25 protein-coding genes are annotated in these 25,149 nt (G+C 65.9%); 16 read left to right on the top strand and 9 right to left on the bottom strand.

From position 1 onward, the window contains the following. Window positions 1-51 precede the first annotated feature (51 nt). From ACQI5H_RS12765 to ACQI5H_RS12780, 4 genes are read left to right on the top strand one after another with little or no spacing between them, the layout of a single operon-like run. Window positions 52-498 (top strand): nuclear transport factor 2 family protein, encoded by a 447-nt coding sequence (locus ACQI5H_RS12765; RefSeq protein WP_427079724.1) that lies wholly within the window; start codon window positions 52-54, stop codon window positions 496-498. Beyond that, entirely contained in the window at window positions 488-1,615 is a 1,128-nt protein-coding gene (locus ACQI5H_RS12770; RefSeq protein ID WP_427079725.1) for an alpha/beta hydrolase, read from the top strand. Before ACQI5H_RS12765 ends, ACQI5H_RS12770 begins: the two co-directional genes overlap by 11 nt. After that, a complete protein-coding gene (locus tag ACQI5H_RS12775) occupies window positions 1,615-1,992 on the top strand; it encodes an ester cyclase (RefSeq protein WP_427079726.1) in 378 nt (125 codons plus the stop codon). Before ACQI5H_RS12770 ends, ACQI5H_RS12775 begins: the two co-directional genes overlap by 1 nt. Further along, a complete protein-coding gene (locus ACQI5H_RS12780; protein WP_427079727.1) occupies window positions 1,989-3,032 on the top strand; it encodes a TIGR03857 family LLM class F420-dependent oxidoreductase in 1,044 nt (347 codons plus the stop codon). Before ACQI5H_RS12775 ends, ACQI5H_RS12780 begins: the two co-directional genes overlap by 4 nt. On the opposite strand, the gene ACQI5H_RS12785 is transcribed toward ACQI5H_RS12780, so the two are convergent. After that, window positions 3,022-4,518 (bottom strand): acyl-CoA carboxylase subunit beta, encoded by a 1,497-nt coding sequence (locus ACQI5H_RS12785; protein WP_427079728.1) that lies wholly within the window; start codon window positions 4,516-4,518, stop codon window positions 3,022-3,024. The genes ACQI5H_RS12780 and ACQI5H_RS12785 overlap by 11 nt on opposite strands. 86 nt (window positions 4,519-4,604) lie before the next feature. On the opposite strand from ACQI5H_RS12785, the gene ACQI5H_RS12790 reads away from it, so the two are divergent. The 4 genes from ACQI5H_RS12790 (at window position 4,605) to ACQI5H_RS12805 (ending at window position 8,507) form a co-directional block, all read left to right on the top strand. Then, window positions 4,605-5,627, top strand: a complete 1,023-nt coding sequence (locus ACQI5H_RS12790; protein ID WP_427079729.1) for an LLM class F420-dependent oxidoreductase — start codon at window positions 4,605-4,607, stop codon at window positions 5,625-5,627. Between the two features lie 11 nt (window positions 5,628-5,638). Beyond that, window positions 5,639-6,859 (top strand): cytochrome P450, encoded by a 1,221-nt coding sequence (locus tag ACQI5H_RS12795; RefSeq protein ID WP_427079811.1) that lies wholly within the window; start codon window positions 5,639-5,641, stop codon window positions 6,857-6,859. Window positions 6,860-6,927: 68 nt separating this feature from the next. Next, window positions 6,928-7,764 carry an SDR family NAD(P)-dependent oxidoreductase gene (locus ACQI5H_RS12800; RefSeq protein ID WP_427079730.1) on the top strand — a complete coding sequence of 279 codons (837 nt, stop codon included), beginning with the start codon at window positions 6,928-6,930 and terminating at the stop codon, window positions 7,762-7,764. Further along, window positions 7,761-8,507 (top strand): SDR family NAD(P)-dependent oxidoreductase, encoded by a 747-nt coding sequence (locus tag ACQI5H_RS12805; protein ID WP_427079731.1) that lies wholly within the window; start codon window positions 7,761-7,763, stop codon window positions 8,505-8,507. Before ACQI5H_RS12800 ends, ACQI5H_RS12805 begins: the two co-directional genes overlap by 4 nt. Here the strand turns inward: ACQI5H_RS12805 and ACQI5H_RS12810 are convergent. Both ACQI5H_RS12810 and ACQI5H_RS12815 read right to left on the bottom strand, forming a co-directional pair. Then, window positions 8,485-9,642, bottom strand: a complete 1,158-nt coding sequence (locus ACQI5H_RS12810) for a Zn-dependent alcohol dehydrogenase (RefSeq protein WP_427079732.1) — start codon at window positions 9,640-9,642, stop codon at window positions 8,485-8,487. The two genes, ACQI5H_RS12805 and ACQI5H_RS12810, sit on opposite strands and share 23 nt — an antisense overlap. Beyond that, the gene (locus tag ACQI5H_RS12815; protein ID WP_427079733.1) at window positions 9,639-10,865 is read right to left on the bottom strand and encodes a cytochrome P450; all 1,227 of its coding nucleotides are present in this window, start codon (window positions 10,863-10,865) and stop codon (window positions 9,639-9,641) included. The genes ACQI5H_RS12810 and ACQI5H_RS12815 overlap by 4 nt, the downstream gene beginning before the upstream one ends. Before the next feature lie 141 nt (window positions 10,866-11,006). On the opposite strand from ACQI5H_RS12815, the gene ACQI5H_RS12820 reads away from it, so the two are divergent. Genes ACQI5H_RS12820 through ACQI5H_RS12840 form a run of 5 tightly spaced genes read left to right on the top strand, consistent with a single transcriptional unit; the run spans window position 11,007 to window position 14,988 of the window. Further along, window positions 11,007-11,378 carry a Rieske (2Fe-2S) protein gene (locus ACQI5H_RS12820; protein WP_427079734.1) on the top strand — a complete coding sequence of 124 codons (372 nt, stop codon included), beginning with the start codon at window positions 11,007-11,009 and terminating at the stop codon, window positions 11,376-11,378. Then, the gene (locus ACQI5H_RS12825; RefSeq protein ID WP_427079735.1) at window positions 11,375-12,439 is read left to right on the top strand and encodes an amidohydrolase family protein; all 1,065 of its coding nucleotides are present in this window, start codon (window positions 11,375-11,377) and stop codon (window positions 12,437-12,439) included. The genes ACQI5H_RS12820 and ACQI5H_RS12825 overlap by 4 nt, the downstream gene beginning before the upstream one ends. Then, window positions 12,436-13,584 (top strand): amidohydrolase family protein, encoded by a 1,149-nt coding sequence (locus ACQI5H_RS12830; RefSeq protein ID WP_427079736.1) that lies wholly within the window; start codon window positions 12,436-12,438, stop codon window positions 13,582-13,584. Before ACQI5H_RS12825 ends, ACQI5H_RS12830 begins: the two co-directional genes overlap by 4 nt. 3 nt (window positions 13,585-13,587) lie before the next feature. After that, window positions 13,588-14,016, top strand: a complete 429-nt coding sequence (locus ACQI5H_RS12835) for a hypothetical protein (RefSeq protein ID WP_427079737.1) — start codon at window positions 13,588-13,590, stop codon at window positions 14,014-14,016. A 6-nt stretch (window positions 14,017-14,022) separates the two neighbouring features. Continuing rightward, a complete protein-coding gene (locus ACQI5H_RS12840; RefSeq protein ID WP_427079738.1) occupies window positions 14,023-14,988 on the top strand; it encodes an alpha/beta hydrolase in 966 nt (321 codons plus the stop codon). Between the two features lie 17 nt (window positions 14,989-15,005). Here the strand turns inward: ACQI5H_RS12840 and ACQI5H_RS12845 are convergent, their stop codons facing one another. Together ACQI5H_RS12845 and ACQI5H_RS12850 are read right to left on the bottom strand one after the other, a co-directional pair. Continuing rightward, window positions 15,006-15,578, bottom strand: a complete 573-nt coding sequence (locus tag ACQI5H_RS12845; protein ID WP_427079739.1) for a hypothetical protein — start codon at window positions 15,576-15,578, stop codon at window positions 15,006-15,008. Further along, complete coding sequence (locus tag ACQI5H_RS12850) at window positions 15,575-16,456, bottom strand: hypothetical protein (protein WP_427079740.1); 882 nt, start codon at window positions 16,454-16,456, stop codon at window positions 15,575-15,577. Before ACQI5H_RS12850 ends, ACQI5H_RS12845 begins: the two co-directional genes overlap by 4 nt. A gap of 190 nt (window positions 16,457-16,646) precedes the next feature. Here ACQI5H_RS12850 and ACQI5H_RS12855 point away from each other — a divergent pair, with 190 nt between their 5' ends. Further along, window positions 16,647-17,807, top strand: coding sequence for an acyl-CoA dehydrogenase family protein (locus tag ACQI5H_RS12855; protein ID WP_427079812.1), 1,161 nt, complete (start codon window positions 16,647-16,649; stop codon window positions 17,805-17,807). Beyond that, window positions 17,804-19,039: an acyl-CoA dehydrogenase family protein gene (locus ACQI5H_RS12860; protein ID WP_427079741.1), complete on the top strand. Its 1,236-nt coding sequence runs from the start codon at window positions 17,804-17,806 to the stop codon at window positions 19,037-19,039. The genes ACQI5H_RS12855 and ACQI5H_RS12860 overlap by 4 nt, the downstream gene beginning before the upstream one ends. 1 nt (window position 19,040) lies before the next feature. Here ACQI5H_RS12860 and ACQI5H_RS12865 read toward each other — a convergent pair whose 3' ends face one another. From ACQI5H_RS12865 to ACQI5H_RS12880, 4 genes are all read right to left on the bottom strand, one after another. After that, window positions 19,041-21,005: a SpoIIE family protein phosphatase gene (locus ACQI5H_RS12865; RefSeq protein WP_427079742.1), complete on the bottom strand. Its 1,965-nt coding sequence runs from the start codon at window positions 21,003-21,005 to the stop codon at window positions 19,041-19,043. 105 nt (window positions 21,006-21,110) lie between these two features. After that, window positions 21,111-21,548 carry an anti-sigma factor antagonist gene (locus ACQI5H_RS12870; RefSeq protein ID WP_427079743.1) on the bottom strand — a complete coding sequence of 146 codons (438 nt, stop codon included), beginning with the start codon at window positions 21,546-21,548 and terminating at the stop codon, window positions 21,111-21,113. Window positions 21,549-21,751: 203 nt separating this feature from the next. Beyond that, on the bottom strand, window positions 21,752-22,957 hold the full coding sequence (locus tag ACQI5H_RS12875) for an amidohydrolase family protein (RefSeq protein ID WP_427079744.1): 1,206 nt from the start codon (window positions 22,955-22,957) through the stop codon (window positions 21,752-21,754). An 86-nt stretch (window positions 22,958-23,043) separates the two neighbouring features. Further along, window positions 23,044-24,072, bottom strand: coding sequence for a hotdog fold thioesterase (locus tag ACQI5H_RS12880; RefSeq protein WP_427079745.1), 1,029 nt, complete (start codon window positions 24,070-24,072; stop codon window positions 23,044-23,046). 63 nt (window positions 24,073-24,135) lie between these two features. Between ACQI5H_RS12880 and ACQI5H_RS12885 the strand changes: the two genes are divergently transcribed. Continuing rightward, the gene (locus tag ACQI5H_RS12885; protein WP_427079746.1) at window positions 24,136-24,981 is read left to right on the top strand and encodes an SDR family NAD(P)-dependent oxidoreductase; all 846 of its coding nucleotides are present in this window, start codon (window positions 24,136-24,138) and stop codon (window positions 24,979-24,981) included. Window positions 24,982-25,149: the final 168 nt, after the last annotated feature.

Consider the following 25,149-nt stretch of genomic DNA (forward strand, 5'->3'; position numbering starts at 1 on the left):
CCGTTACAGTATAGATTTCAGCAGTTCGGTCGGTGCGCGGCAAGGAGCGAAATGACGACAGCGGCTGACGAGCTCGAAGCCATCCGGCAACTCAAGGCGCGCTACTGCCGATTTCTGGATGCCAAAGACCTCGAGGGCTGGCGTGGCGTGTTTACCGCCGACGTGGTGGTGTACCTCGATATGGCGGTCTCTACCGGTGGGGCCGACCCCAAGACGGCGCCGCCAATCGAGGGTGTCGACAACTTCGTCCCGACGGTGCTGGGCGGGCTCGAGAACGCGGCCACCATGCACCACTGCCACACCCCGGAGATCACCCTCACCTCGGACACCACCGCGATGGGCATCTGGGCGATGGAAGATTGGATCGTCTTCGGCGACGGCCACGAGTTGCGCGGGGCCGGCCACTACCGCGAGACATACGAGAAGCGGGACGGCGACTGGCGGATCAAGTCCCTGCATCTGACCCGAACCATCCTGAAGCTCAGCGATGGCGGTTAAGGCATTGAGCGCTTTGGGCCTCGCAGCCCGCGAGCTGGGCATGGTGCTACCGCGCACGGTGTCGGGCCTCAACGAGTCGACGGGCTGGGTCCCGGCGTCGCGGCGCGGCGTGCGTCAGTTCGGCGAGGTCATGCTGGACGAGCTTGTGCTGAGCGGCTTCTCGCTGCTGGGCGGGGTGCCCGGTCCGCTGCGGTCGCTGGGTTCGTGTTCCGCGGCGGCCGAGGAGCTGTCGGAGCTGGGCATCGACCGTGCGCACGCCGATCCAAAACCGTTGCGGGTGACGTCGTTACGGCGACGGCGGATCGCGGGACTGGCATACGAGCGGATGATGTTCGAGCACGATCCGGCGCTGCCGCGGACGCTGGAAGCCGAGGGTCTGGGTGGCCCGGCGCGCGCGGTGGCGCATCTGTGCCGGCACCGCGGTCTCCCGAGGCCGTGGCTGGTGTGGGTGCACGGCGCCGGCCAGGGCGGCACGGAAGACCTGTTGTTGTCTCGAATCGGCCGGATACATCACGGGCTGGGGTTCAACGTCGCGATGCCGGTGCAGCCCGGCCACGGGTGCCGCCGCCGCGAATGGCCCGCCTACCCCGACGTGGATCCGCTGGGCAACGTCGCCGGCATGATGCGCGCGGTCTCGGAGGTGCGCGCGGTGGTGCGGTGGGTGCAGCCGCAGGCGACCGCCGTTGTGGTGGCGGGGATTTCGATGGGCACCCCGGTCGCCGCGCTGGTTTCCCACCTGGAGAGGCAGATCGACGCGGTTGCGCTCTACACCCCGATTCTGGGGCTCAACGCGATGATCGCTCGACACCTGGCGCGGTGGGGTCCGTCGCGTAACGGGTTCCGGGAGCTATTGGGGTCCCCGGAGATCTCGAAGCTGACCTCGGTGATCGACCCGCTCGCGGCCGACCCCGCCCCGCCTCCGGACCGCAGGCTCATCGTCGGCGCGTGGCACGACCGAATGGCGATGCGCGAACCCGCAATCGCGCTGCAGGAACGCTGGGGTGGCCAGCTGTACTGGTACGACGGCGGCCACGTCGGCCACGTGTTCTCCCGGCGCGTGCAACGGGTCACCGAGCGATTCCTGCGCGGGGTCGCCGACGACGCGGCCGCCGGCTGATGGCCGTTCGGACCGCGCGCGAAGTGGTCGAACTCTACAACCTCGTGGTGTGGAACGAACGCAACCTGACGCTTGCCGAGGAGTTGTTCGCCGACAGCGTGATTCGGCACGAGGTGGGGGAGGCGCACACCCTGACCCGGGAGCAGGCGGTCAATCGCGTCAAGGACCTCTGGGAGTTGTTCGACAGCTTGCGCTTCGATCTGAACATCGTGGTCGCCGGCGACGACGGTGAGCACGTCGCGATCGTCTACGACTCGACGATGACCACCAAGGACGGGACCGATACCAACGTCGCCAGCATCGAGGTGTTCCGCGTCGTCGACGGCAAGATCATCGAGGTCTGGAATTGCGGCTACAAGCAAGGGGTTTGGAATTGAGCGATCGCGCGCTGGACGAATTGGGCTACTACCTGCTGGCCGGGGCCGGCGGCGAGGGACCGGCGACCTTGATGGACGAGGCGCGCCGCGGCGAGGAGCTGGGCTTCGGCACCGCGTTCATCTCCGAGCGCTGGAACCTCAAGGAGGCCTCGTCGCTCGTCGGTGCCGCGTGCGCGGTGACCACGCGGATGCAGATCGCCACCGCCGCAACCAATCACAACACCCGTCATCCGCTGATCACCGGATCGTGGGCCACCACCATGCACCGGCTTTCCCGCGGTCGATTCACCCTCGGCATCGGCCGCGGCATCGCCGCGATCTACGGAGCATTCGGCATCCCCGCCGTCACGACCGCACAGATGGAGGATTGGGCCCAGGTCATGCGCCGGCTCTGGCACGGCGAGGTGATCTTCAACCACGACGGCCCGATGGGCAACTACCCGATCCTGTTTCTGGATCCGGACTTCAACGAAGACATTCGCCTGGCGTTGGTGGCCTTCGGGCCGCAGACGCTCGCGCTCGGCGGCCGGGTTTTCGACGACGTCATCCTGCACACCTACTTCACCCCGGAGACGTTGCAGCGCTGCGTCAAAACGGTGAAGTCCGCCGCGGAGAAGGCGGGCCGCGATCCCGACGGCGTGCGGGTGTGGTCGTGCTTTGCGACGGTCGGTGACCACCTTCCCGAGGAGTTGCGGCTGAAGAAGACCGTCGCGCGCCTGGCCACCTATCTGCAGGGCTACGGTGATCTCTTGGTGCGGACCAACAAGTGGGATCCAGCTGTGCTGCAACGGTTTCGGGAAGACGCGGTGGTGACGTCGATCGCGGGCGGGATCGATCACAAGGCCACGCCCGAGCAGATCGAGCACATCGCGACGCTGATACCCGACGAATGGCTGGAACCGTCGGCCACCGGGTCTGCGGACCAGTGTGTGGACCGCATCCGCGAGGAGTTCGACTACGGGGCCGACGCGGTGATCCTGCACGGCGCGACGCCCGACGAGCTGGAACCCGTGGTCGCTGCCTATCGCCTCACGGCATGATGACGGTTCGGGTCACCGGTTCGGCGGCGGCCTGACGGCTGGACAGACCCCGAAGCAGGGATGCGAGCAAGGCGTCGCGTGTTTCGCGGGGGTCGATGAGTTCGTCGAATCCCATGCCCTCGGCCGACCGATACGACGCCTGCAACTCGGCATTGCGCAGCTTTTCCGACAGATCCTCGCCCGCGTGCGACGCCTTGCTCAGCGCCGCCGCGCTCATGGCGCCCATCGTCGCGCCGGGGTAGGCGAAGGTCGCGACCTGGTGGTCGAAGCCCAGCAACGACATGACCATGGAACCGAACCCGTACGCCTTGCGCAGCGTGAGGTGCAGTTTCAAGGTGGTGGCCGCGGTCTGCGCGGCGAACATTCGGGCCCCGGCGCGCAGCACGCCGCTGCGCTCGGACCGACTGCCGGGCAGCATCCCGGGGTTGTCGGCGAGGAAGACGATCGGCAAGTGAAACGAGTCGGCCACCATGATGAAGTGCGCCGCCTTGTCCGCGGCGGCGGCGTCGATGGAGCCGGCGAGCACCTGGGGCTGGTTGGCCACCACCGCGACCGGATGGCCGCCGAGATGGGCCAGCGCGCAGATGATCGCCTTGCCGTACTGCGGCTGGACCTCGAACCAGTCGGGCCGGTCGAAGATCACGTCGAGCACCGCCCGCATGTCGTAGACGCGTCGGTTGTCGCGGGAGACGATGTCGAGCAGCTCCGGTGTCTGGCGCGGCTCGCTGGTCTCGGAGGCGGGCAGCGGCGACGGGTAGGACCAGGCGCTCGGCGGGAAGTACGACAGGTAGCGCCGGATGTCGTCGAGCACGGTTTCGTCGTCCTCGGCGACGTTGTGGATCACCCCGCTGGGCAAAGCGACGTCGGGTCCGCCGAGGTCCTCCTTCGAGATGTCTTCGCCGGTGGACTCTTTGACGACCGGGGGCCCGGCGGTGAAGATCGCGCCCTGCGCGCTCATGATTCGGAAGTCGCACACCGGGGCCACCAACGCGCCATGGCCGGCCGAGGGGCCGAGTACGGCGGCGACGGTCGGCACACGACCCGAGCACTGCGCCTGGGCCAGCAGGTCGGTCGGGCTGCGGCCGTAATGCCCACCGGTGGGACGAAAGCCCGCGCCTTCGAGCAGCATCACCAGCGGAATTTTGTCGCGCAGCGCCAGTTCGGCGATGCGGTATCGCTTGGAGTTGCCTCCGGGTCCGATGCTGCCGGCCATCGTGGTGAAGTCCTCGGCGCCCAGCATCACCGGCGAGCCGTTGATCGCACCGGAGCCTACGACGAGCCCGTCGGCCGCGACTTCACCGCCGACGAGGGTGCCGAGCTCGCGGAACGTGCCCGGGTCGAGCAGGTGCTCGATCCGCGCGCGGGCGTCGAGCTTGCCCTTGCCGCGGTGCTTGTCGAGGCGCTCCGGCCCGCCCATGGCCAACGTGCGTTGCCGGCGACGGTCGAGATCCTCGAGCGTCTCGTCCCAGTCCTGGGCTTTCGTCATGCTTCTGTCCTACCTCGTGCGGCTGCGATCGCCTAGTTGGAACTTGCAGGGTCACATACTGGATTGCTTACTGTAAAGTTACCCGCATGGCTGACGCCCCCCGCCTCAAGATCGACGGGGGCATCCCCAATCGACTCGCCGGGGTGACCGAGGCGGCCGCGGACCTCGAGCGGCAGGGGTACGACGGGGGCTGGACCGCTGAAACTAGCCATGACCCGTTTCTGCCGTTGCTGCTCGCCGCCGAACACACGTCGCGCCTCGAGCTCGGCACCAACATCGCGGTGGCGTTCGCGCGCAATCCGATGATCGTCGCCAACATCGGTTGGGACCTGCAGGCGTATTCGGAGGGCCGATTCATCCTTGGGCTGGGCACGCAGATCCAGCCCCACATCGAGAAGAGGTTCAGCATGCCGTGGAGCCACCCGGCGCGGCGGATGCGCGAATTCGTCGCCGCTCTGCACGCGATCTGGTCGGCGTGGAAGGACGGCACCAAACTCCGCTTCGAGGGCGACTTCTACACCCACAAGATCATGACCCCGATGTTCACCCCTGAGCCGCAGCCACATCCGGCGCCGAAGGTCTTCCTCGCCGCCGTCGGCGAGGCCATGACCGAAATGTGCGGCGAGGTCGCCGACGGCCACCTCGGTCACCCGATGGTGTCGAAGCGCTACCTCGACGAGGTGACGCTGCCGGCGCTGCGGCGCGGCATGCAGCGCTCCGGCCGCGACGGCCGTGATTTCGAGGTGTCAACCGAAGTGATGGTGGCGACCGGCGACAACGACGCCGAACTGGCGGCCGCCGCCGCCGCGGTCCGCAAGCAGATCGCCTTCTACGGGTCCACGCCGGCGTATCGGAAGGTCCTCGACCTGCACGGCTGGGGCGAGCTGCACACCGAGCTGCACCGCCTGTCCCTCGCGGGGGAGTGGGACACGATGGGCTCGCTCATCGACGACGAAATGCTGGCCGCTTTCGCGGTCGTGGGCCCGGTCGACACCGTCGGCGCGGCCCTGAAAAGCCGCTGCGAGGGCGCCGTCGACCGGGTCCTGCCGATCTTCCCGACCGCTTCGAAGTCCTGTATCACCGCCGCACTGAAGGAGTTTCGCGAGTGAGCACAACGACGATGGACGAGGCCGCCAAGTTGTTGGCGGATCCGCTGGCGTACACAGACGAGCCGCGCCTGCACGCCGCGCTGGCTCACTTGCGCGCCAGCGCACCCGTGTCCTGGGTCGACGTGCCCCACTACCGGCCGTTCTGGGCGATCACCAAACACGCCGACATCATGGACATCGAGCGCGAGAACATGCTGTTCACCAACTGGCCGCGCCCGGTCCTGACCACCGCGGAAGGCGACGAGATGCAGGCCGCCGCGGGCGTGCGCACGCTGATCCATCTGGACGACCCGCAGCACCGGGTGGTGCGTGCGATCGGCTCCGACTGGTTTCGCCCAAAGGCCATGCGAGCGCTGAAGGTTCGCGTCGACGAGCTGGCCAAGATCTACGTCGACAAGATGATGGCCGCGAGCCCCGAGTGCGACTTCGTTCAACAGGTGGCGGTCAATTACCCGCTCTACGTGATCATGTCGCTGCTGGGCCTGCCGGAGGCCGACTTTCCCCGCATGCTCAAGTTGACGCAGGAATTGTTCGGCAGCGACGACTCGGAGTTCAAGCGCGGCAGCACCAACGAGGACCAGCTGCCGGCGTTGATGGACATGTTCCAGTACTTCAACGGTGTCACGGCGGCACGCCGCGAGCACCCGACCGAGGATCTCGCGTCGGCGATCGCCAACGCCCGAGTCGACGGCGAGCCCCTGTCGGACATCGACACCGTGTCGTATTACCTCATCGTCGCCACCGCGGGCCACGACACCACCAGCGCCACCATCTCCGGGGGCATGCAGGCACTTATCGAGAACCCAGACCAGCGTGAGCGGCTGCGCGACAACCTCGACTTGATGCCACTGGCCACCGAGGAGATGATCCGCTGGGTCACCCCGGTCAAGGAGTTCATGCGCACCGCCGCCGAGGACACCGTCGTGCGCGGGGTGCCCATTGCCGCGGGCGAGTCCGTGCTGCTGTCGTACGTGTCGGCGAATCGCGACGAGGATGTCTTCGACAATCCGTTCCGCTTCGACGTCGGGCGCGACCCCAACAAGCACCTGGCCTTCGGCTATGGCGTGCACTTCTGTATGGGCGCCGCCCTGGCTCGCATGGAGGTCAACAGCTTCTTTTCCGAGCTGTTGCCCAGGCTCAAATCCATTGAGCTGACCGGTGATCCGGAGCTTGTCGCGACGACCTTCGTCGGCGGCCTCAAGCATTTGCCGGTGCGCTACTCGCTGGCCTGAATCGGGCCGCGGCCGCTGAGCGCTCCGCTTAGATCGCGCTCGCTAGACTCCCCGTGGAGGACCAGGCAATGGCGCGCAGGACGATTCTCATCACGGGTGCCAGCGACGGCATCGGTGCCGCGGCGGCCCGTCGGCTGCACAGCGACGGCGAGAACGTCATTGTGGTGGGGCGCTCGGAAAGCAAGACCGCCGCGGTGGCCGCCGAATTGGACGCCGACTATTTCGTGGCCGACTTCTCCGACCTGTCCCAGGTTCGGGCGCTGGCGGACAAGATTCGTTCCCAATACCCGCGCATCGACGTGTTGGCCAACAACGCCGGCGGCATGTTCACCAAGACCCACAGCACCGCCGACGGTTACGAGACGACTTTTCAGGTCAACTATCTCGCGCCGTTTCTACTCACCACGCAATTGATCGAGGTGCTCGTCGAGTCGCGTGCCGCCGTCATCAACACGACGAGCTCGTCCCAGCGGCTGCTTCCCCGAGCCAGGATCTCCGACCTGGAGAGCACGGCGGGACGACGACCCAGCGTCGCGTATGCCTTCAGCAAACTGGCAATTGTGTTGTTCACCATGGAGTTACATCGGCGATACCATGCCAGCGGGCTCTCGGCCGCGGTGTTTCACCCCGGCTTCGTCAACTCGAATTTCGGCGACGCGTCGGGATCGCGGTTTCTCACGTTCATGAAGTACCGCGTGCCGATAAGCGCCCGGTTCACGGTCACCGCGGACCAGGGAGCCGACCAGCTGGTCTGGTTGGCGTCGAGTCGGCCCGGCGTCGATTGGACGTCCGGCGCGTACTACGCGAAGCACAAGATCGCCAAGGCCAATCGCGCGGCCTATGACCCCGAGCTAGCGCGCGAGCTGTGGGAGCGCACCCTGGCCAAACTGAGGTCCGCGCAATGACCGCCCTGGTGACGGGCGGCGGGTCGGGGATCGGGCGCGAGGTGGCAGCGCGCCTGCGCGAGGCCGGTCACGGCGTCGTGGTGTGGGACCTGTCCGGCGGCGACATCGCTTGCGATGTCAGCGATCCCGACGCCGTTTCGACCGCGATGGAACAAACCGTGCGCGACCACGGCGTGCCCACCCGGATAGTGACCTGCGCGGGAATCGGCGCGTCGGGCATGCTGCTCGAACAGCCGCCCGCGGAATGGGAACGGGTGTTGGCGGTCAACCTCACCGGGACATGGCTGACGATCCGGGCGGGCGCGCGGGCCATGGTCGACGCGGGCGTGGGTGGCTCGATCGTCGCGGTGTCGAGCATCAGCGGCACCCTCGCCGACCGCGATATGGGCGCCTACTGCGTGTCCAAGGCGGGCGTGGACATGCTGGTGAAAGTCGCCGCCGTGGAATGGGGCGAGCACGGCATCCGGGTGAACGCCGTCGGGCCCGGTGTCACCCGGACGCCGATGCTGGCGAAGCCCGAACAACTTCCGGGCTGGGTGGAAGGACTAGCCGAGCGGACGGCGCTGGGCGGCGTGGGTGACGCGGGCGACGTGGCCGACGCCATCGTGGGCGTTCTCGAATTGCCCTGGGTGACGGGCCAAATCGTGCATGCCGATGGCGGCTTGGCGTTGCACAGCCCGATCGACGCCTACGGGCAAGCCCAGCGCGCGACAGGCAGTGTCAGGCGGTCCCGTAATCGATGATGCCCCGGACGATCTTGCCGTTGAGGAGGTCGTCGTAGGCGTCGTTGATGTCGTCGAGGCGATATCGCCTGGTGATCATCTCGTCGAGCTGCAGCTGCCCGGTCTGGTAGAGCCTGGCTAGCCGGGCGATGTCCGACTTCGGGTTGCAGGACCCGAATATGGTGCCCGCCAGCGTCTTATTCATCAGGATGAAGTCCTGCAGATCGATGTTGACTGACCGAGTCAACTGTGAGGTCATCCCGGTGAGCACACAGGTCCCGCCCTTGCGGGTGAGTCGCACCGCGTCGCGCACGTCGTCGGGGGTGATCAACGACGGCGAAACCACCACGGCGTCGGCCATTACCCCGTACGTCAGACCGCGCACCAGGTCGAGCGCCTCGTCGACCGTCGCGACGCTGTGGGTCGCGCCGAACTGCAACGCCGACTTCTGTTTGAACTCAACGGGATCGACGGCGACGATCTGCGCGGCGCCGTTGATGCGGGCGCCCTGGATCGCTCCCGTGCCGATCCCACCGACGCCGATCACGACGACGGTGTCCCCGGCGCGCATGTTGGAGCGATTCGCGACGGAGCCGTAGCCGGTCGGGATCGCGCACGACAGCAGCGCGCTCGGCCCCAGCGGCAGGTCGGGCTCGATCTTCACGAGTGAATTCGTCGATACGACAGTGTGTTCGGCGAACGCACCGACCTTGGCGATGTGACCCAGATTGCGGCCGTCGGCGGTGTGATGGCGGAAGGTGCCATCGGTGGGCATTCCCGGGATCATGGTGCCGATGCCGACGTCGCAGATGTACTCCATCCCGGTCGCGCACCAGCGGCACTGTCCGCACACGGCGACAAACGACATCACCACGTGGTCGCCCGGCACGAAATCTGTTACACCGTCACCGACTTCACGCACGACACCGGAGCCCTCGTGGCCGCCGATCATCGGGAACATGGTGGGCAGCCCGAGGGATCGCATCACCTCGTTGGGCGCCGACATGTCGCCCTTGAGGATGTGGTCGTCGGAGTGGCACAACCCGGCCGCGGCCATCTCGACCAGAACTTCGCCGGTTTTGGGCGGGTCAAGCTCGAATTCCTCGACAGACCAAGGCCCTCCGACATCGTGGAGGATGGCCGCGCGGCTTCTCATGCGGCCGGGCTGAACGTGACCGGAAGCTTGTTGGGCGACCGGAAGGTGAGCCCGACGATTTTCGACTCCTCGCCGGTTCCGTCGTCGGGCACGAACGCCAAATCCTTGACGCGGTCGAAGAGGCTGTTCAGCATGACCTGCGTTTCCAGGCGCGCCAGATGCATGCCGAGGCACATGTGAATCCCGCCGGCGAACGCGATGTGGGCCTGGCGGGGCCGGCGAATGTCGAACGTGTTGGGGTCGGTCCAGCGGCTGTCGTCGCGGTTTGCCGAGCCCATGCACATCCCAATGGCTGCATCGGGCGGGATTGTCTTGCCGCCGATTTCGACTTCTTCGGTGGTAGTCCGCATGACCGTGGTCAGCGGGGTTTCGTAGCGCAGGCCTTCTTCGATCGCCGCGGGAATCAGAGACCGGTCGTGATAGACCATCGCCAACTGCTCGGGATGCGTCAGCAACAAGTACAGCAGGTTGCCCGACGAGCGATATGTGGTCTCCAGTCCGGCGGGCAGCAGCAGGCGCAAGAACGCGATGATCGCCTCGTCGCTGAGCTTCTCGCCGTCGATTTCGGCGGCGACCAGATCGCCGATGATGTCGTCGGTGGGTTTGCGGCGCCGCTGTTCGACCTGGTTGAAGAAGTAACCGTGCAGCTCGGCTGCGGCGTTGAGCCCCGCCTCGATGTCGGTCGGGATCGAGATGAGGTCGAGGGACAGTCGCCGGAAGAGGTCGAGATCCTCGCGGGGGAGTCCGAGCAGCGTGGAGATGATCCGGGTCGGAAACTCGAACGTCACCGCCTTCACCAGGTCGGCGTGGCCCTCGTTTTTGATCTCGTCGACCAGCCGATCGCAGACCGGTGCGATGACCGACGGCTCCCAGCGCTCCAGCGCGGTGGCGCGGAAGGCCTTCGCCACCAGGTTGCGGTGGTCGTGATGTTCCTTGCCGCCCATCGCCAGGATGGTATGGCCCATCACCAAACCGATGGTCTCGTCGTACTTGTGCGAGCTGAAGATGCGGTCGTCGCGGAACGCCTGGAACAGGGCGTCGTAACCGAACAGCACCCACTCGTCGGTCGGCCGCAGTTCCTCCGGCATCTGTGTGTGGTCCGCCAAGGAACCATGCCAGACCGGGTCGGTACTCCTCATGTATTCGAAGAACGGGTATGGACTGGTTTCACCAGTGAGGTCGAGAGTGACGGACTGGCCGCCGGGGTCGGTGCTGAGCGTCATCGGCGCTCCTCCTGAACAGCCGGTATGGCGGATATGTATCGCAGGGAATATCGCTATCATAGTATAAATAGCAACGAAGCCCAATGGTCTTGTAGTAGTTACCGTAACGGGCACAGTATTGACCCTGGTGTCAAGAAGGCGGTGATTCAGCAGGTGCCCACGCGGCGTTTCGTGTGTTCCCTCGACGAGCTGCCACCCGGCGGCATGAAACTGGTTGACGTCGGGAAGTTCGGTGTGGGTGTGTACAACGTGCGCGGTGCGTTGTATGCGATCGTGAATTATTGCTCGCACGAGGGTGCGCCGTTGTGTCTGGGGCTGATCGGCGGCACCAACGAGTCGGCTCCCGAATTACCTGACCGGATGCGCCGGGCTCGGGACGGCCAAATCGTTCGATGCCCTTGGCACAATTGGGAATTCGATGTCACTACGGGACAAAACATCGCCGATCCGCGGCGCCGCGTCCGCACTTACGAAGTCGACGTCACCGACGGTGAGGTGTACCTGACGGCATGAGCCCCAACATCGTAGATACCAATGTGCAGCCGCACTTCCGCTACAACGCCGAGATCCGGCGCTATCTCCCCGATGCCCACAAGCTGCGGGCGATCCCCGACGTCGAGCAGCAGTGGTACCAGGCGCCGGGCGGCGATTACCGCCAAGACCTCTACGGAGAGAGCTACCCGGGGTCGGATCCCGACACAGTCGGCCGGCATCTGTCCTCGCAGGGCGTCAACTACGCGATCCTGAACCCGCTGACCCGCGGAAACATCGCGGATTACCTGCTCAACAGCAGGATCTGCGCCGCGGTCAACGACTGGCTGCTGGACCGGTGGCTGGAACCCGACAGCACCGACCGCTTCACCACCCGTTTCCTAGGCACCATCCGCGTCAATCCCGAGGACCCGAAGGGCGCGGTCGCCGAGATCGAGCGCCTCGCTGCGCATCCCAAGCTGGTGCAGGTCGGCGTTCCGATGCAGTCACGCGAGCCATATGGCAAACCGATGTTCGAGCCCATCTGGGAGGCCGCGGCCGCCCATGGCCTGCCGGTCGCGGTGCACATCAACGGCGGCAACGGCGTCGACCATCCCCCCACGTTCGCCGGCCACGCGCACACCTACCCCGGATATGCGGCGTTCATGCCATTGAACTATTTCGTGCACCTGGCCACCCTCATCGTCGAGGGCGTGTTCGGCCGGCACCCGAGCCTGAAATTCGTGTTCGCCGACGGCGGCTACGACATCCTCACCCCGTTGATGTGGCGGCTGGACACCTTCTGGTTGTCGATGCGCGACCAAACACCTTGGGTGGACCGCTATCCCAGCGAGTACCTGCCCGGCCATGTCCGGTTCTGCTCGTCGGCGTTCGACGGGCCGGTCGACACGGGCGCGATGCAGCGCTGGATGGAGTTCAGCGGCAAGTCCGACCTGCTGATGTACGGGTCGAGCTACCCGCACTGGTCCACCTCGTCGCCGGAGGTGCTGGCCGAGGGGCTCGACGATGCGCAACGCGACAAGGTGTTGTGGCGAAACGCCAATGAGCTCTACGGGTTTGCGGTGAAGGAGAGTGCGGTATGACCACGATCGAGCGAGTCGATTCCCCAACGGGTCAAGAGGACGAAATTGCGGTCACCATCGTCGACACCGATGTGCACCCACTGCCCGTCTCTGCCGACGTGTTGAAGTCCTATGCGCCGGCCGAATGGGTGGACAAGATCTGGCCGACGGGAAACGCCGTTAGCCCCGTGCCGCACTTCTACGACACCCCGGACTCCTACAAGACGATGTCGCTGCGCCTTGATGCGGCCCCGCCCAACGGCGGAGTCGCCGGCAGCGACCCGGATTTCGCCGCCAAGCAGTTGCTGCTCGACGCCGGGGTCAGCATCGCGACGCTGGAGCCGATGTGTGACGCGCAGCTGCCGCAGGCCGAGCATGTGCTCAAGTCGACCCACAACGACTGGCTTGCCGACGTCTGGCTCGACAAACACAACTGGCACGGCCGCTGGCGCGGGTCGATCAGCGTCAGCGCGCAAACGCCCGAACAGGCGGCCCGCGAAGTCGAACGGTGGGCCGGGCATCCGTACATGGCGCAGGTGCTGATGACCCCGCAGACGCGTGGAATCCCTTTCGGCAACCCGCATTTCGACCCGCTCTACGAAGCCGCCTCGCGCAACGGCTTCCCGGTGGCCACACACCTGATGGGTCAGACACCCTTCGAGTTGATTCCGCTGTACCCGGTCGGCAACCCCGCGCATTGGCATGACTTCTTCGCGTCCTGGCCGCTGCTGTACGTCTCGCACCTGATGAGCCTGGTGTTTGACGGTGCGTTCGATCGCCATCCCGACCTCCGGGTGGTCTTCGTCGAGGGCGGCTTCACCTGGGCGATGCCGGTGATGTCGCGGATGGACAGGATTTGGGAAGCCCGCCGCGGCGACCTGCCACACGTGCGTCGCCGCCCGTCGGACTACGTGCGCGAACACATCCGGTTCACCACCCAGCCGCTCGAGGACATCGACACCGTGCAGTTCCGCGAATACCTGGAGATGATGGACCTCGGCGACAATCTCATGTTCTCGACCGACTACCCGCACTGGAGCTACGACGCCCCGACCTACGCCATCAACCGGTTTCCCGCCGACCAGCGCGAGCGGATCATGCGCGGTAACGCGACAGCGCTCTACGGGCTACCCGCGACGGTCAAGGCGTTGCCCGGGGAACGGTGAGCGATGGCCGATCTGACCGCCAAGTTGAGCGCTCTGATCGGCGAATACGACGCGAAATGGGCGGCGCTGGATGTCGCCGCGGTCGCCGACCTGTGGGAGCGTGACGATCCGCGGCCGATGTACATCGGCGACGAGTACGCGATGCCGCTGATCGGCGCCGACGCACTCGACCGGCATTGGGCCCGGCACGCCGGCCGTTTGAAGCGAGCGTCGATGTCGTCGGGGCTGTGGTCCGCCGAGGAACTGCCCGGCGGCATCGTTCGCTGCGTCGTGCTGAGCCGGTGGAGCTTCACCGGAGAAGAATCTGATACCGCGCACACCGGCGCCAGCTGGATCACCTGGCTGCTGGCGCCGCGCGGCGAGGGGTACCGCATCTTTCACCACATGGAATCGCAGGTCTACCTTGAAGAGGGTTTCCCGGACGGAAGTTGAGAGGGTATGACACAAACGGATCTGACGCGGCCGCAAGGTCTTAACCGCATCGACCCGGTGCTGCGCGAGGCCGCGATCGATGTGGGCATCGTCGAATTCCAGGCCGAGACACTTTCTGCCGAGCGGGAACACGCCAACCGGCTGGCCGCAAAGCGTGCCGCGGCGGTCGGCGCCGATGGCGTGACCATCGAATCGCGATCGATACCCGGGCCGGGAGGCCAGCAGCTCGACCTCCGGTTGTACCGGGGACCCTCGCACGACGCTTCGGGCACACCCCTGGTGCTCTATGCCCACGGCGGCGGCTTCGTGACCGGAAGTCTCGACACCGATCACGCGCAATGCGTGGAGCTGGCCAGGGACGCGGGATGCCTGCTGGTCTCGGTCGACTATCGGCTGGCGCCGGAAAACCCTTGCCCGGCAGCGTTGGACGATGTCGAGGCGGGCTTTTACTACGCCATCCGGAACTGCACCGCACTGAACGTGGATGTCAGCCGGATCGCGGTGATGGGCCGTGACGCCGGCGCCGCACTGGTCGCGGGCCTGACCCAGCGCATGTTCGACGACGAAGGTCCGCAGATCCTGGTGCAGATCCTGCATCAGCCGATGCTGGACTCCGACGCCACCCAGTCGCGGCGCGAATTCCAGCGCACGCCGGGGCTCAACGGCCCCGCGGTGAGCCGGGCATGGAACCACTACCTCAGTCAGGCCGGCGCCAACGGTCAACACGTTCCGGCGCATCGGGCGAACCTGGAGGGCCTGCCCCCCACGTTTATCAGCTGCTCCGAGATCGACCCGTGCCGCGACGAGGCGATCGACTATGCCAACAGGCTGTTACACGCCTACGTTCACACCGAGTTGCACGTTATTGCGGCGACTTTCAACGGATTCGATTCGCTGGTGCCGGATTGGGTTGTGTCCCAAGAGAACCGGGCCCTGCACGCGCAGACGTTGCGCCGTGTGTTCGCGATGTAGCGCTCGCGTCGCGCGGCTTAGATCGGGTCGAACTTGGTGATCAGCCAGTTGTTGTCGACCCTGGTCAGGGTCACCAGCACATTGCTTTCCGCCATCGACGGATCGGGCTTGTCCTTGCTCGTGGTGCTCTGGTCGACGAAGACCAGGACGACGGCCGAGTTCGGATGCAACTCCGACACCGCCGCGCCCATGATGTGAGCCGTGGTTTTCAGCGACTTTTGTTTGGCCGCCGGAGCCACGATCTCCGAGGTGAACTGGTTGTAGTAGGACAGGAAGTCCCCGGTGAGGTGCGACTTGGCGGCGGCGAAATCCTTGTCGAGCGACTCCGGCGAATAGGACAGCAACGCCACCGTGCCATCCGATGCCGCGCTGACCACCACGCGGGCCACGTCGGGGCTGGTCTGCTGCTGGGGCTTGTACTGCTTGAAGTACAGCCACGCCGCCGAGCCGGCGGAGATCAGCAGCAGCACGATCAAAATCACGGGAACGAGCTTCACGTTTCGCAGCATGCGCAACCGCTTCCGGGTGGGTCGCGCTGGGGATTCCTGCGGTGCGGGCTTGTCGGTTGCCTCGGGCGTCTTTTCGGTCATGGCACGAAGTCAACTTTCGACATCTTGTACTGCCCGCCGTCGTCGGTCACGGTTACGCGGAGCCGCCACGCGCGCGGTTCGTCCTTGGCGCCCGCGGAATTGGTGATCTTGGAGGTCGCGGAGACCAATACCGATGCCGAATGGTCGTCCATGGATTCAAGGGCCGCGCTGTTGACCGTTCCTTCGGTGACGACCTTGGACTGCTCGACGACCGTCGTGAAATCTTTTGCACGCTGCTGGAAATCGTCCCTGAACTGTCCGGTGGAGCTGTCGATGACGCGCTGGACGTCGTGCTGGGCTCTGTTGAAGTCCAGGGAGGTCATGTTGATGACGCCCTGTCGGGCACCGGCGATGAACCTCGCGGCGCGCTGGTCTCGCTCAGTGGCGGAATTGTGTTGCCAGATCATGTATCCACTGGCCGCGCCGAAGCCCACGATCAGGATGATCGCCGCGGCTTTCCACGTCACGGACAGTGACGGCAGCCAGCGCCGCCACCGGGCCGGCCGGGACGCCGGTTCCGTAGCGTCGGCGGTCTCGTCGGAGACTTCCTCATCGGCCGTCTCTTCGGGCTCGGCGTCTGGGGCTTCCGCATCGGTGGCCTGGGCCTCGGTCTCGGCGGCGGGCTCGCTCTCAGCCTCGGGCTCGGGTTCGGGCTCATCTTCGGGCTGGGCCTCGGCCTTGATCTCAGCTTCGGCCTCGGGCTCGGGCTCGGCCTTGGCCAGTGCCTCGCGGCGCAGCCGGGCGGCGCGGGCGCGGGCGCGTGCGGCTGCTGCCAGTGCTTCGGCCTCGGCGGCCTCGGCCTCGGCCTCCTCGAGAAGGGCCATGGCGTCGGCTTTCGATGTGGCCGAATCCTCCGGGGGTTCCTTCGCCTTAGTCATCGCGCTCACCGCTGGTCAACATCATTATCGACTGGACTCCGGTATCTCTTACTGTATTGCTCATTGATAGCATCAGAGTCTCCAGCGAACTCCGACGAGGACCGATGAGGCGGACGATCATCCACCCACACTTTCCACCTTGCATCCCTGGCAGCGGCGATCGAATGCCCAGGAAGGCCCTGTCGACACCATGACCGCCGTCGACTCTCCCGAAAAGATACTCTTCGCTTCGACAACCCAAGCCTTTCTGCAAAAGGAAGCGCCGCTGCGTCATGTCCGCGAGCTGCACGCCGCGGGCGCGTCCTTCGATCCTGCATGGTGGCAGCGGGCCGCCGAACTCGGGTGGACGGGTCTGTTGGTTCCGGAGGAATTGGGCGGCGGCAGCGTGTCGGGCAGCGGGGTGGCGGACCTCGCGATGGTCGCCGAGCAGCTGGGCAAGACGGTCGCGCCCGGACCGCTGTACCCGGTCAGCATCGTGCTCGCCGCACTCGCCGGCTGCGCCGAGGCGCACGCGCACGCCGACACGATCGAGTCGCTGATGTCGGGCGAAACGGTGGCCTCGTGGGCGGTGTCCGAGCCAGGGCGGGGCTGGGCGCCGCTGGACCCGTCCCTGACGGCCACCGAAACCGACTCCGGCTACCGCATCGACGGCACCAAGGACCGCGTCGAGGCCGGCGCCCAGAGTGCCCTGCTGCTGGTGGTGGCGCGGTGCGGCCCAAATGCTTCTGACGTTCGCCAATTCCTGGTGCCGACGGACGCGCCGGGCGTACGGATTGTGCCCCAGCAGTCGGTCGACCTGGTTAAGCAGTACGCGCGGGTGCAGTTCGACGGTGTGGACGTGGAGCGGTCGGCGGCCGTGGGCGGCGCGGCCGAGACCCCAGCGCTGATCGAACGGCAGAGCCAGATCGCTCAGGTGCTGCAGTGCGCGGAGGTGGTCGGCGTCCTGCAGACGGTGTTCGACTTCATCGTCAAATGGGCGTTGGACCGGCACACGTTCGGTCGTCCGCTCGCGTCATACCAAGCGCTCAAACACGGGTTCGCCGACATGAAGCTGTGGCTGGAGGCGTGCCGCGCCACCACTGCCGCGGCGGTCGCCGACGTGGCCGCCGGCGCGTCCCAGGCGGGCCTATCGGCCAGCATCGCGAAGTCCTACGTCGGGGAGACGGCGGGACGCGTCGTTCAGGCCTGCGTGCAGATGCACGGTGGCATCGGCGTGACCTGGGAGCACGACCTGCACCTGTACCTGAGGCGGGTTACGTTGTACCGCTCGATGTTTGGCACTCCCGAGGAGCACAACCTGAGGGTGTACGAGTCGGAGAAGGCGGTCCGGTCGATGGCGAACGCCGGATGACGGCAGCCGAAACAGTCGCGGAGTTCGCCGCCCGCGCGCGAGAGTGGTTGGCGGACAACATGCCTGCCATCGACCCCGACTCTCCGCCGGGCGCACCACGCGACGACGAACGGTCCTGGCTGCGGGCTCGCGAACTGCAAAAGCGGCTCTATGACGGGGGATTCGCCGGCATCTGCTTTCCCCGCGAATACGGTGGCCTGGGGCTGGAGTACGCATACCAGAAGGCATTCGACGAGGAATCCCGCAACTACGAGATGCCGTTGATCCTCAACACCCCGACATTCACCATTTGCTGCGCCACGCTGCTCGACATGGGGAGCGAAGATCAGAAGAGGCAGCACATCGCCGCCGCCCTGCGTGGCGATGAGGTTCTGGTGCAACTGTTGTCGGAGCCCAGCGGCGGATCGGATCTTGCCGGCGTCCTCACCCGCGCCGAACGGCGGGACGACCGCTGGGTGCTCAACGGCGCCAAGACGTGGAGCACCAGCGCGTTCGCCGCCGATTACGGACTGTGCCTGGCCCGCACCGACTGGGAAGTGCCCAAGCACGAGGGACTGACGATGTTCCTCGTGCCCATCGCGCACCCGGGAATCACGTTGCGGCGCATCACGATGCTGAGCGGTTCAACGGAATTCTGCGAGGAGTTCCTCGACGAGGTCGACGTCGGCGACGACGCCGTCGTGGGGGAGGTCAACGGTGGTTGGGCGGTGGCGTCGCGGCAGCTGTATCACGAACGCCGGGCCGTCGGGCAGGGCTCGGAGTTCTCCAGCGGCGCGGGCCACGAAGGCGGCCACACGACCCCGGTCGACTACGCCGACCTCGCCGAGAAGACGGGACAGGCCGACAACGAACGCGTGCACGAAATGGCCGGCCGGGCGCTGGTGCACCGCGCGGTGGCCGAGCAGCTGATCGATCACGTCTACCGCAACGTCAGGGACGGCGTGCTGCCCCCGGCCGGCGGCACACTCATCCGGCTCTTCCACTCCGAGACCGTGACCCTCGAGATGGACACCGCGCTGGCGATCACGGGGGCGGCCGGTGTGGTGGGCGACATCGGCGAAGGGCTGGAGGCCGGGCTGCGGTATCTGTCGCGGCAGAACGTCGCCATCGGCGGCGGCACCACGGAGATGGCCCGCAACGTCATCGGCGAACGGGTGCTGGACTTTCCGCGGGAATACGCCGCCGACCGCGGGGTGCCGTTCAATCAGGTGCGTCACGGCAAGGCGCGCTGACCTAATCTTCGACGAAGACGTTCTCGATGTCGCCGCTGACTACGGGGATCTGGACCAGCGACAAGACATGGTGCGCCGGGCTTCCGGGCGGTGCCACCAGCAGACAGTCGCCACCCTGCATGCGCGCCCGGTCCCGCGCGGCGGCGAGCGCGCTGATGCCCGCCGATCCCAGGTGGGTGACCGCGCTGAGGTCGATCGTCAAAGATGCTATGCCCGAGCGGCTTTCGACTGCAATCTGGCGATCCAGGGTGGATGCGGTGTGGGCATCGACATCGCCGCTGACGATGATGTGACCGGCTTCGTCCACCATGGAGACGAATTCGGAGTTCATCGCCCGCTGGTAGGTCGGCCGGCCGATCATCGGGTCGGAGACGAAGTTTGCCGGTCGGGACAGGCGGTGCGTGAGACTGGCAGTCGTCCCGTCGGCGCCATGCGTGACGAGCACCCGGGATACCAGGGCTTCGGCCATCGCCAGTCCGCGCCCGCGACCCCCTGCGCCTTCCCGGTAGTCCTTCCACTTGCCATGATCGCTGACCGAGGCATGGAGGTTGCCATCGCCAGACAAGGACGCCTCGACGACGACACCGTCGGAAACGTCAGTGGCGTAACCGTGTTCGACGGCATTCTCGACGAACTCCGAGATCGCATGCACCACGTCGGAGATGTCGACGTCGTCGGCACCGATCTCCGCCAACCAATCACGAAACCGATGGCGCACGGCGCGCGCGGCGTGGATCGTCGCATCCAAGGTCATGTGCAACGGCGAAGGTGGCGTACGCCGTTGCGCCGCAAGCAGTGTCACGTCGTCGTTGTAGCCGGTTGACCGGAGCAGCAACTCGAGGGTTTCCGAACAGATGCGGTCAATCGGCCGCGCCCCCGCGTCGATGAGAAAACCGCGGCTGCCGCCGGCGATGTTGGCGGCCAGGTCGGCGAATTCCGCGGTGCTGGCAACCAGCGGCCGCCCGGGACGTTCGATCAGGCCGTCGGAATACAGCAGGACCGAGTCGCCGACGTCGAGGAGCTCGGAGCGCACCGGAAATCCGGCCCCGCTGCCGAGAGGGCCCGCGCCCGTCGGTTCCACGTACCGCGACTGCGCGTCGGCGCTCACCAGTAGCGGTGGCGGGTGTCCGGCGGTGCAGTACTGGAACTCCCCGGTGGCGTGGTCGAGCGAACCTACGCAGATGGTGGCCGACTTCGATCCGGGTACGTGCTCGTGAAAGCGGTCCAAAGTGTCGAGGGCCTCGGCGATGGTGCTGCCCGCAACAATCTGCATCCGAAGAGCGGTGCGCAATTGCGACATCACCGCGGCGGCTTCGACGCCGTGGCCGACGACATCGCCGACGATCAGAACCAGCCGATCGCCGAGCGCGATTGCGTCGAACCAGTCGCCGCCGGCACCCGTGTCCTCGGCGGCGACGAGGTACTGCGCGGTGATGTCGGCACCGGGAACGACGGGCACCGACGGGGCCAGGAGCGCCTGCTGCATAACGGTGGCCGAATCGCGCATGTTTCGGTAGCGCTCGGACAGCTCCTCGATGCGCGCCTCGGCGGCCAGCCGTGCCCGCACCCGGGCGGTGACATCGTCGAAAATGAGTTGCACACCCATGATCGATCCGTCCTCGCGTCGGCGGGGTGTGACGACGAAGTCGAAGAACTTCTCCTGCAATCCGGAACCGTCGTAGTCGGCCTGCAGCCGCCACTCCGATCCGGACTGTGGTTCACCGGTTTCATACACCCGGTCGAACATGTAATAGATCTGCTGGCTCTCCAGCTCCGGAAAGACCTCCCGCGCAAGCTTTCCCACGGGGTTACCGGTCGGATTGAAGGCGCGGTAAGCCGCGTTGACGGCGACGAAGCGATGGTCCGGGCCCTCCAAGCCGACGAGCATCGCGGGCACATTCTCGAATATGCGGCGCACTTCGTCGGCCGGACCCACGGTTTTGTCCCAGTCCTTTTCGGCGACCATATGGCCGTCCCTCCTTTGCGGACCGGGCAATGAACCCGCGCGAATCCAATTACTCGCAGGTAATAAGCCTATCAACGGGTAACGGATGCTCAGCGCAACAGTTTGCTAACGGCCTGCAGGTGCCGTCGTCAGTGCGGCATCGGTGGTGGGATGCAGGGACAGAACGTCGCGGAGATTGCATGCTTCTACCACCCGGGCGACGCTCGGATCGCAGCTCACCAGCCGAAGATCGACTCCGCGACGACGGCACCGCTCCGATTCGGTAGCCAGGACGGCGAACGCGCAGCAACCCATGAAGCCCAGGCCGTTGACGTCGACAACGAATGGACCGGGTTCGCTGGCGACTGCGGCCGCCTCGCCGACCAGCCGCTGCCAAATGTGCTCGTTGGAGGCGTCGACCTCACCGCCCGCGCGAACGATTACTACCGTTCCGCTGCGTTGGGTGGTTGCCCTCAGCGTGCTGTGCGGATCGCCCAGCTCCGACAGCAGTCGAGGGCTCAAAGCGACCTGAGTGGGGAATGACTCCGCGGGAGCCAGATTCATCGTGCGCTCCTAGTCGGCCGCCTCGGCGAGGCCGCGATGGATGCCCGTCTATCTCTGGATACTGACCGTGGTGTTGCGTGGGTTCTTTTCTATAGCAACACGGGCGGGCCCGTCTATAGGCCGAGTTTTCACCAGGGCAGACAAAGTTGGGCCCCTCCGAACGGACCTCGGAGGCGGGCGCTAGGTGTAATCCGGGGACGCCGTCAGGCGGACACGGGCTTCTTGGCCGGCTTCGAGACCTTCATCAGCTTCATCAGGTTGCCGCCCATGATCTTGGCGACATCGTCCTGCTCGAAATCGGTGAGCTCGTCGACGAACGAGATGGGATCCTTCAGGCCCTCAGGGTGCGGCCAGTCGGACCCGAACAGCACGCGGTCGGTGCCCACCATGTTGACGATCTCGGTGAACCGGTCCTCCCAGAACGGGGTGATGTAGACGCAGCGCTTGAAAGCCTCGACCGGATCCTCGCTGAACGACTGCGGCATCTTCTTGTAGACGCCCTTGAGACCCTTGAACAGGTCGGGCACCCAGTCGGCGCCGTTTTCGATGGACAGGATCCGAAGCTCGGGATTGCGCGACAGCGCGCCGTGGCAGACCAGCGCGCCCATGGCGTCCAGGATCGGCCGATGGCCCATCGCGAAGCTGCGGAATGGAGTCGGCTTGAACGGCAGGAACTCGTCGCCCGGCTCCCACACGTTCGCGAACTCGGAGTAACCGCTGTCCGAGGCGTGCATCGACACCGGGAGCTCGGCCTTGATGCAGGCCTGCCAGAACGGGTCGAACTCCTCGAGGCCGAACGAGCGGCTGCCCTTGAAACCGGGAACCGGCGCGGGGCGCACCAAAACCGTGCGGGCGCCGCGCTCGAGCACCCATTCGAGTTCTTCAAGCGCGCGCTCGACGATCGGCAGGGTGATCACCGGGGTCGCGAAAATGCGCTCCTGGTAGTTGAACGACCACGTTTCGTACATCCATTGGTTGAGCGCGTGGATGACGTCGTGAGTCATCTCCGGGTCGTCTTTCATGCGCTCCTCGACGAGGCTGGCCAGCGTCGGGAACATCAGGGCGTAGTCGATGCCGAGCTCGTCCATGACCTCAAGCCGCGGCGCGGGCTCGCGGAAAGCGGGGATGGCCTTCATCGGCTCGCCCAGGATCTCGCGGTAGCTCTTGCCCTGGGCACCGTTACGGAAGTAGTCCTCCTGGGCTCCCGGCTTGGCGACCTTCTCGAACGTCGGGTTCGGGATGTACTCGCTGATGTGGCCGCGCACCACGATCTTGGTGCGACCGCGCACCTGGACGTAGTCGATCACATGCTTGCGGTTGTCCGGGAGGAACTTGGTCAGCGCTTCCTGCGGTTCGTACATGTGGTTGTCGGCGTCGAACACGGGGAAGGAAAGTTCGCGAGACGGCATGGCGATCTCCTTGCAAGTCTTGATTCTCAGTCGGTGGTAATGACGTTACCACCATTGCGCAACAACGTGTACCCGTCCCCGGACGGCTATGCGTCTGGCCAGCTGGGGAGCTTGGGCGTGGTTCCCTCGATCACCGCGAAGTTCACCGTCGCCGTCGCGAGGAGTTCGTCGCCGTCGCCGTAAATGTCGACCTGCATGACCATCGACCGGCGCCCGGACCGCAGCATCCGGGGCACCGCGAACGCCGAGCCTTGCCGGATCGGCCGCAGGTAGCGGACGAACAGGTCCGCGGTCGTCATCGTGGTGCCCGGTTGCAGGTACTCGAGCCCGAACTGTCCTCCGGCCACGTCCACGAGCGTCGCGATCAAGCCGCCCTGCAGCGCGCCGGAGGTGTTGACCACCTGCGGGCTGACCGGCATCGTCATCGCGAATTCGCCCTCGCGCGAGCCCGGCCGCATGCCGATCTGCGCGAACAGCTCCGACAGGGAGGGCGCCGTCGACTCCTCGTCGGTCTCCCGGATGCCCAGGGCGCGGCTGCAGAAGTCATACAGCTGGCCGGAGTCGATCGGTGTTCCGTTCAATTCGCTTCCCAGCCAATGCAATCGCTGCGCGCCCACGATCGTCTGCATCACGATCGCGGCCGCCGCGCCGAGGTCGAGACCCGGGTTGAACACGCCCTCGGTGATGCCTTGCCCGACGATGTCCCGAATCAGTTGATGCATGGGAGACAGCACCCGCGCGTATTCGCGGGGACGGGTCTCGGCCAGGTACTGGTTGTAGAGGCCGAGCGCGCGATTGAGGCTGTCCTGGGTGGTTGATTCCGGTTGTTCGCTGACGCGGTCGATCAGCAGCTTCAGTGCGGCGGTGCTGTCCAGCCCGGTGATCTCGGCGCGCCAGGCCTGCACGGATTGCGCGATGGTCCGGTCGAACAACGCCAACAACAACTCGTCCTTGCTGCCGAAATGCTGGTAGAAGGCCCGCAGCGAGGTCTTGGAGCGTGCCACGACCTCCTGCACGGTGAAGTCGGTGCGTCCGGTTTCGCCCAGTATCGCGACTGCCGTTTTGATGAAGCGCTCGGCGCGCGTTACGTCGGTTTCCTCGTCGGGGCCGGTCATGAGAATGAGGTTACCGCGCGTTGTGGCATATCCGCGAAAGTGGAATGCGAATATTCTTCCGCCATGGCGTCGACGGTGTCAGGGAAGATCGCATTCATTACCGGCGGCGCGTCCGGCATCGGTGCCGCGTTGACCGCCAAGCTGTTCGACGGGGGCGCCGAGGTCTGGATCGCCGATCGTCAGATCGGACCGGCGCAGGAGCTGGCACAACGCCTCGACAGTGGCGGTCCAAGGGCACACGCGGTCGAGCTCGACGTGCGCGACTACTCGTCGTTCGAAGGCGCCGTCGCCGCGGCGGTAGAGCAATCCGGGCGGATCGACTACCTGTTCAACAATGCCGGCATCGGCGTCGCCGGCGAGGCCGATTCATACACGCTCGATGACTGGAACGACGTCTTCGACGTGAACCTGCGCGGTGTGGTGCACGGCATTCAAGCGGTCTACCCGCACATGATCCGACGGCGCACCGGGCACATCGTGAACACGGCGTCGATGGCCGGTCTCGTTGCCTCGCCCGGCTCGGTGAGCTACACCGCCACCAAACACGCGGTCGTCGGAATCTCGAAGGCGTTGCGGGTGGAGGCCGAGCGCCACGGGGTGCAGGTATCGGTGCTTTGTCCGGGCGCGATCCGGACGCCGATCCTCACCGGCGGCAAGTACGGACGGGTCGACATGGCCGGCGTCAGTGACGAGGACATTCTGAAATCGTGGGAGCGGTTGCGGCCGATGGCGCCCGAGAAGTTCGCCGAGCGCGCGCTTCGCGCCGTGTTGCGGGGAGACGCGATCATCGTGGCGCCGGCATGGTGGAAGGCATTTTGGTACCTGGAGCGGCTCTCGCCGGCGTTGTCGATGCGATTGACGAAGGTAGCGCTGCAGCGCATACGTGAATTGGAGTCCGCCGCTTCCTGATTGAACTCTCAGGAAAGCAGTACCGACGGTACGAATAACCCGTCCCTCGGGCGGGTACGCGCTTGAGTGAACAGTTGTTCCGCGGCGCAGCGCCGTTCGCTTCGCTGGTGGCTTGATTGTTCGTTTTCGAGGCAACGAAGGAACCGGCGGAGGCGCTTCGTCGGCGGG

It is taken from the genome of Mycobacterium heidelbergense, from assembly GCF_050205645.1.
Taxonomy (GTDB): domain Bacteria; phylum Actinomycetota; class Actinomycetes; order Mycobacteriales; family Mycobacteriaceae; genus Mycobacterium; species Mycobacterium heidelbergense_A.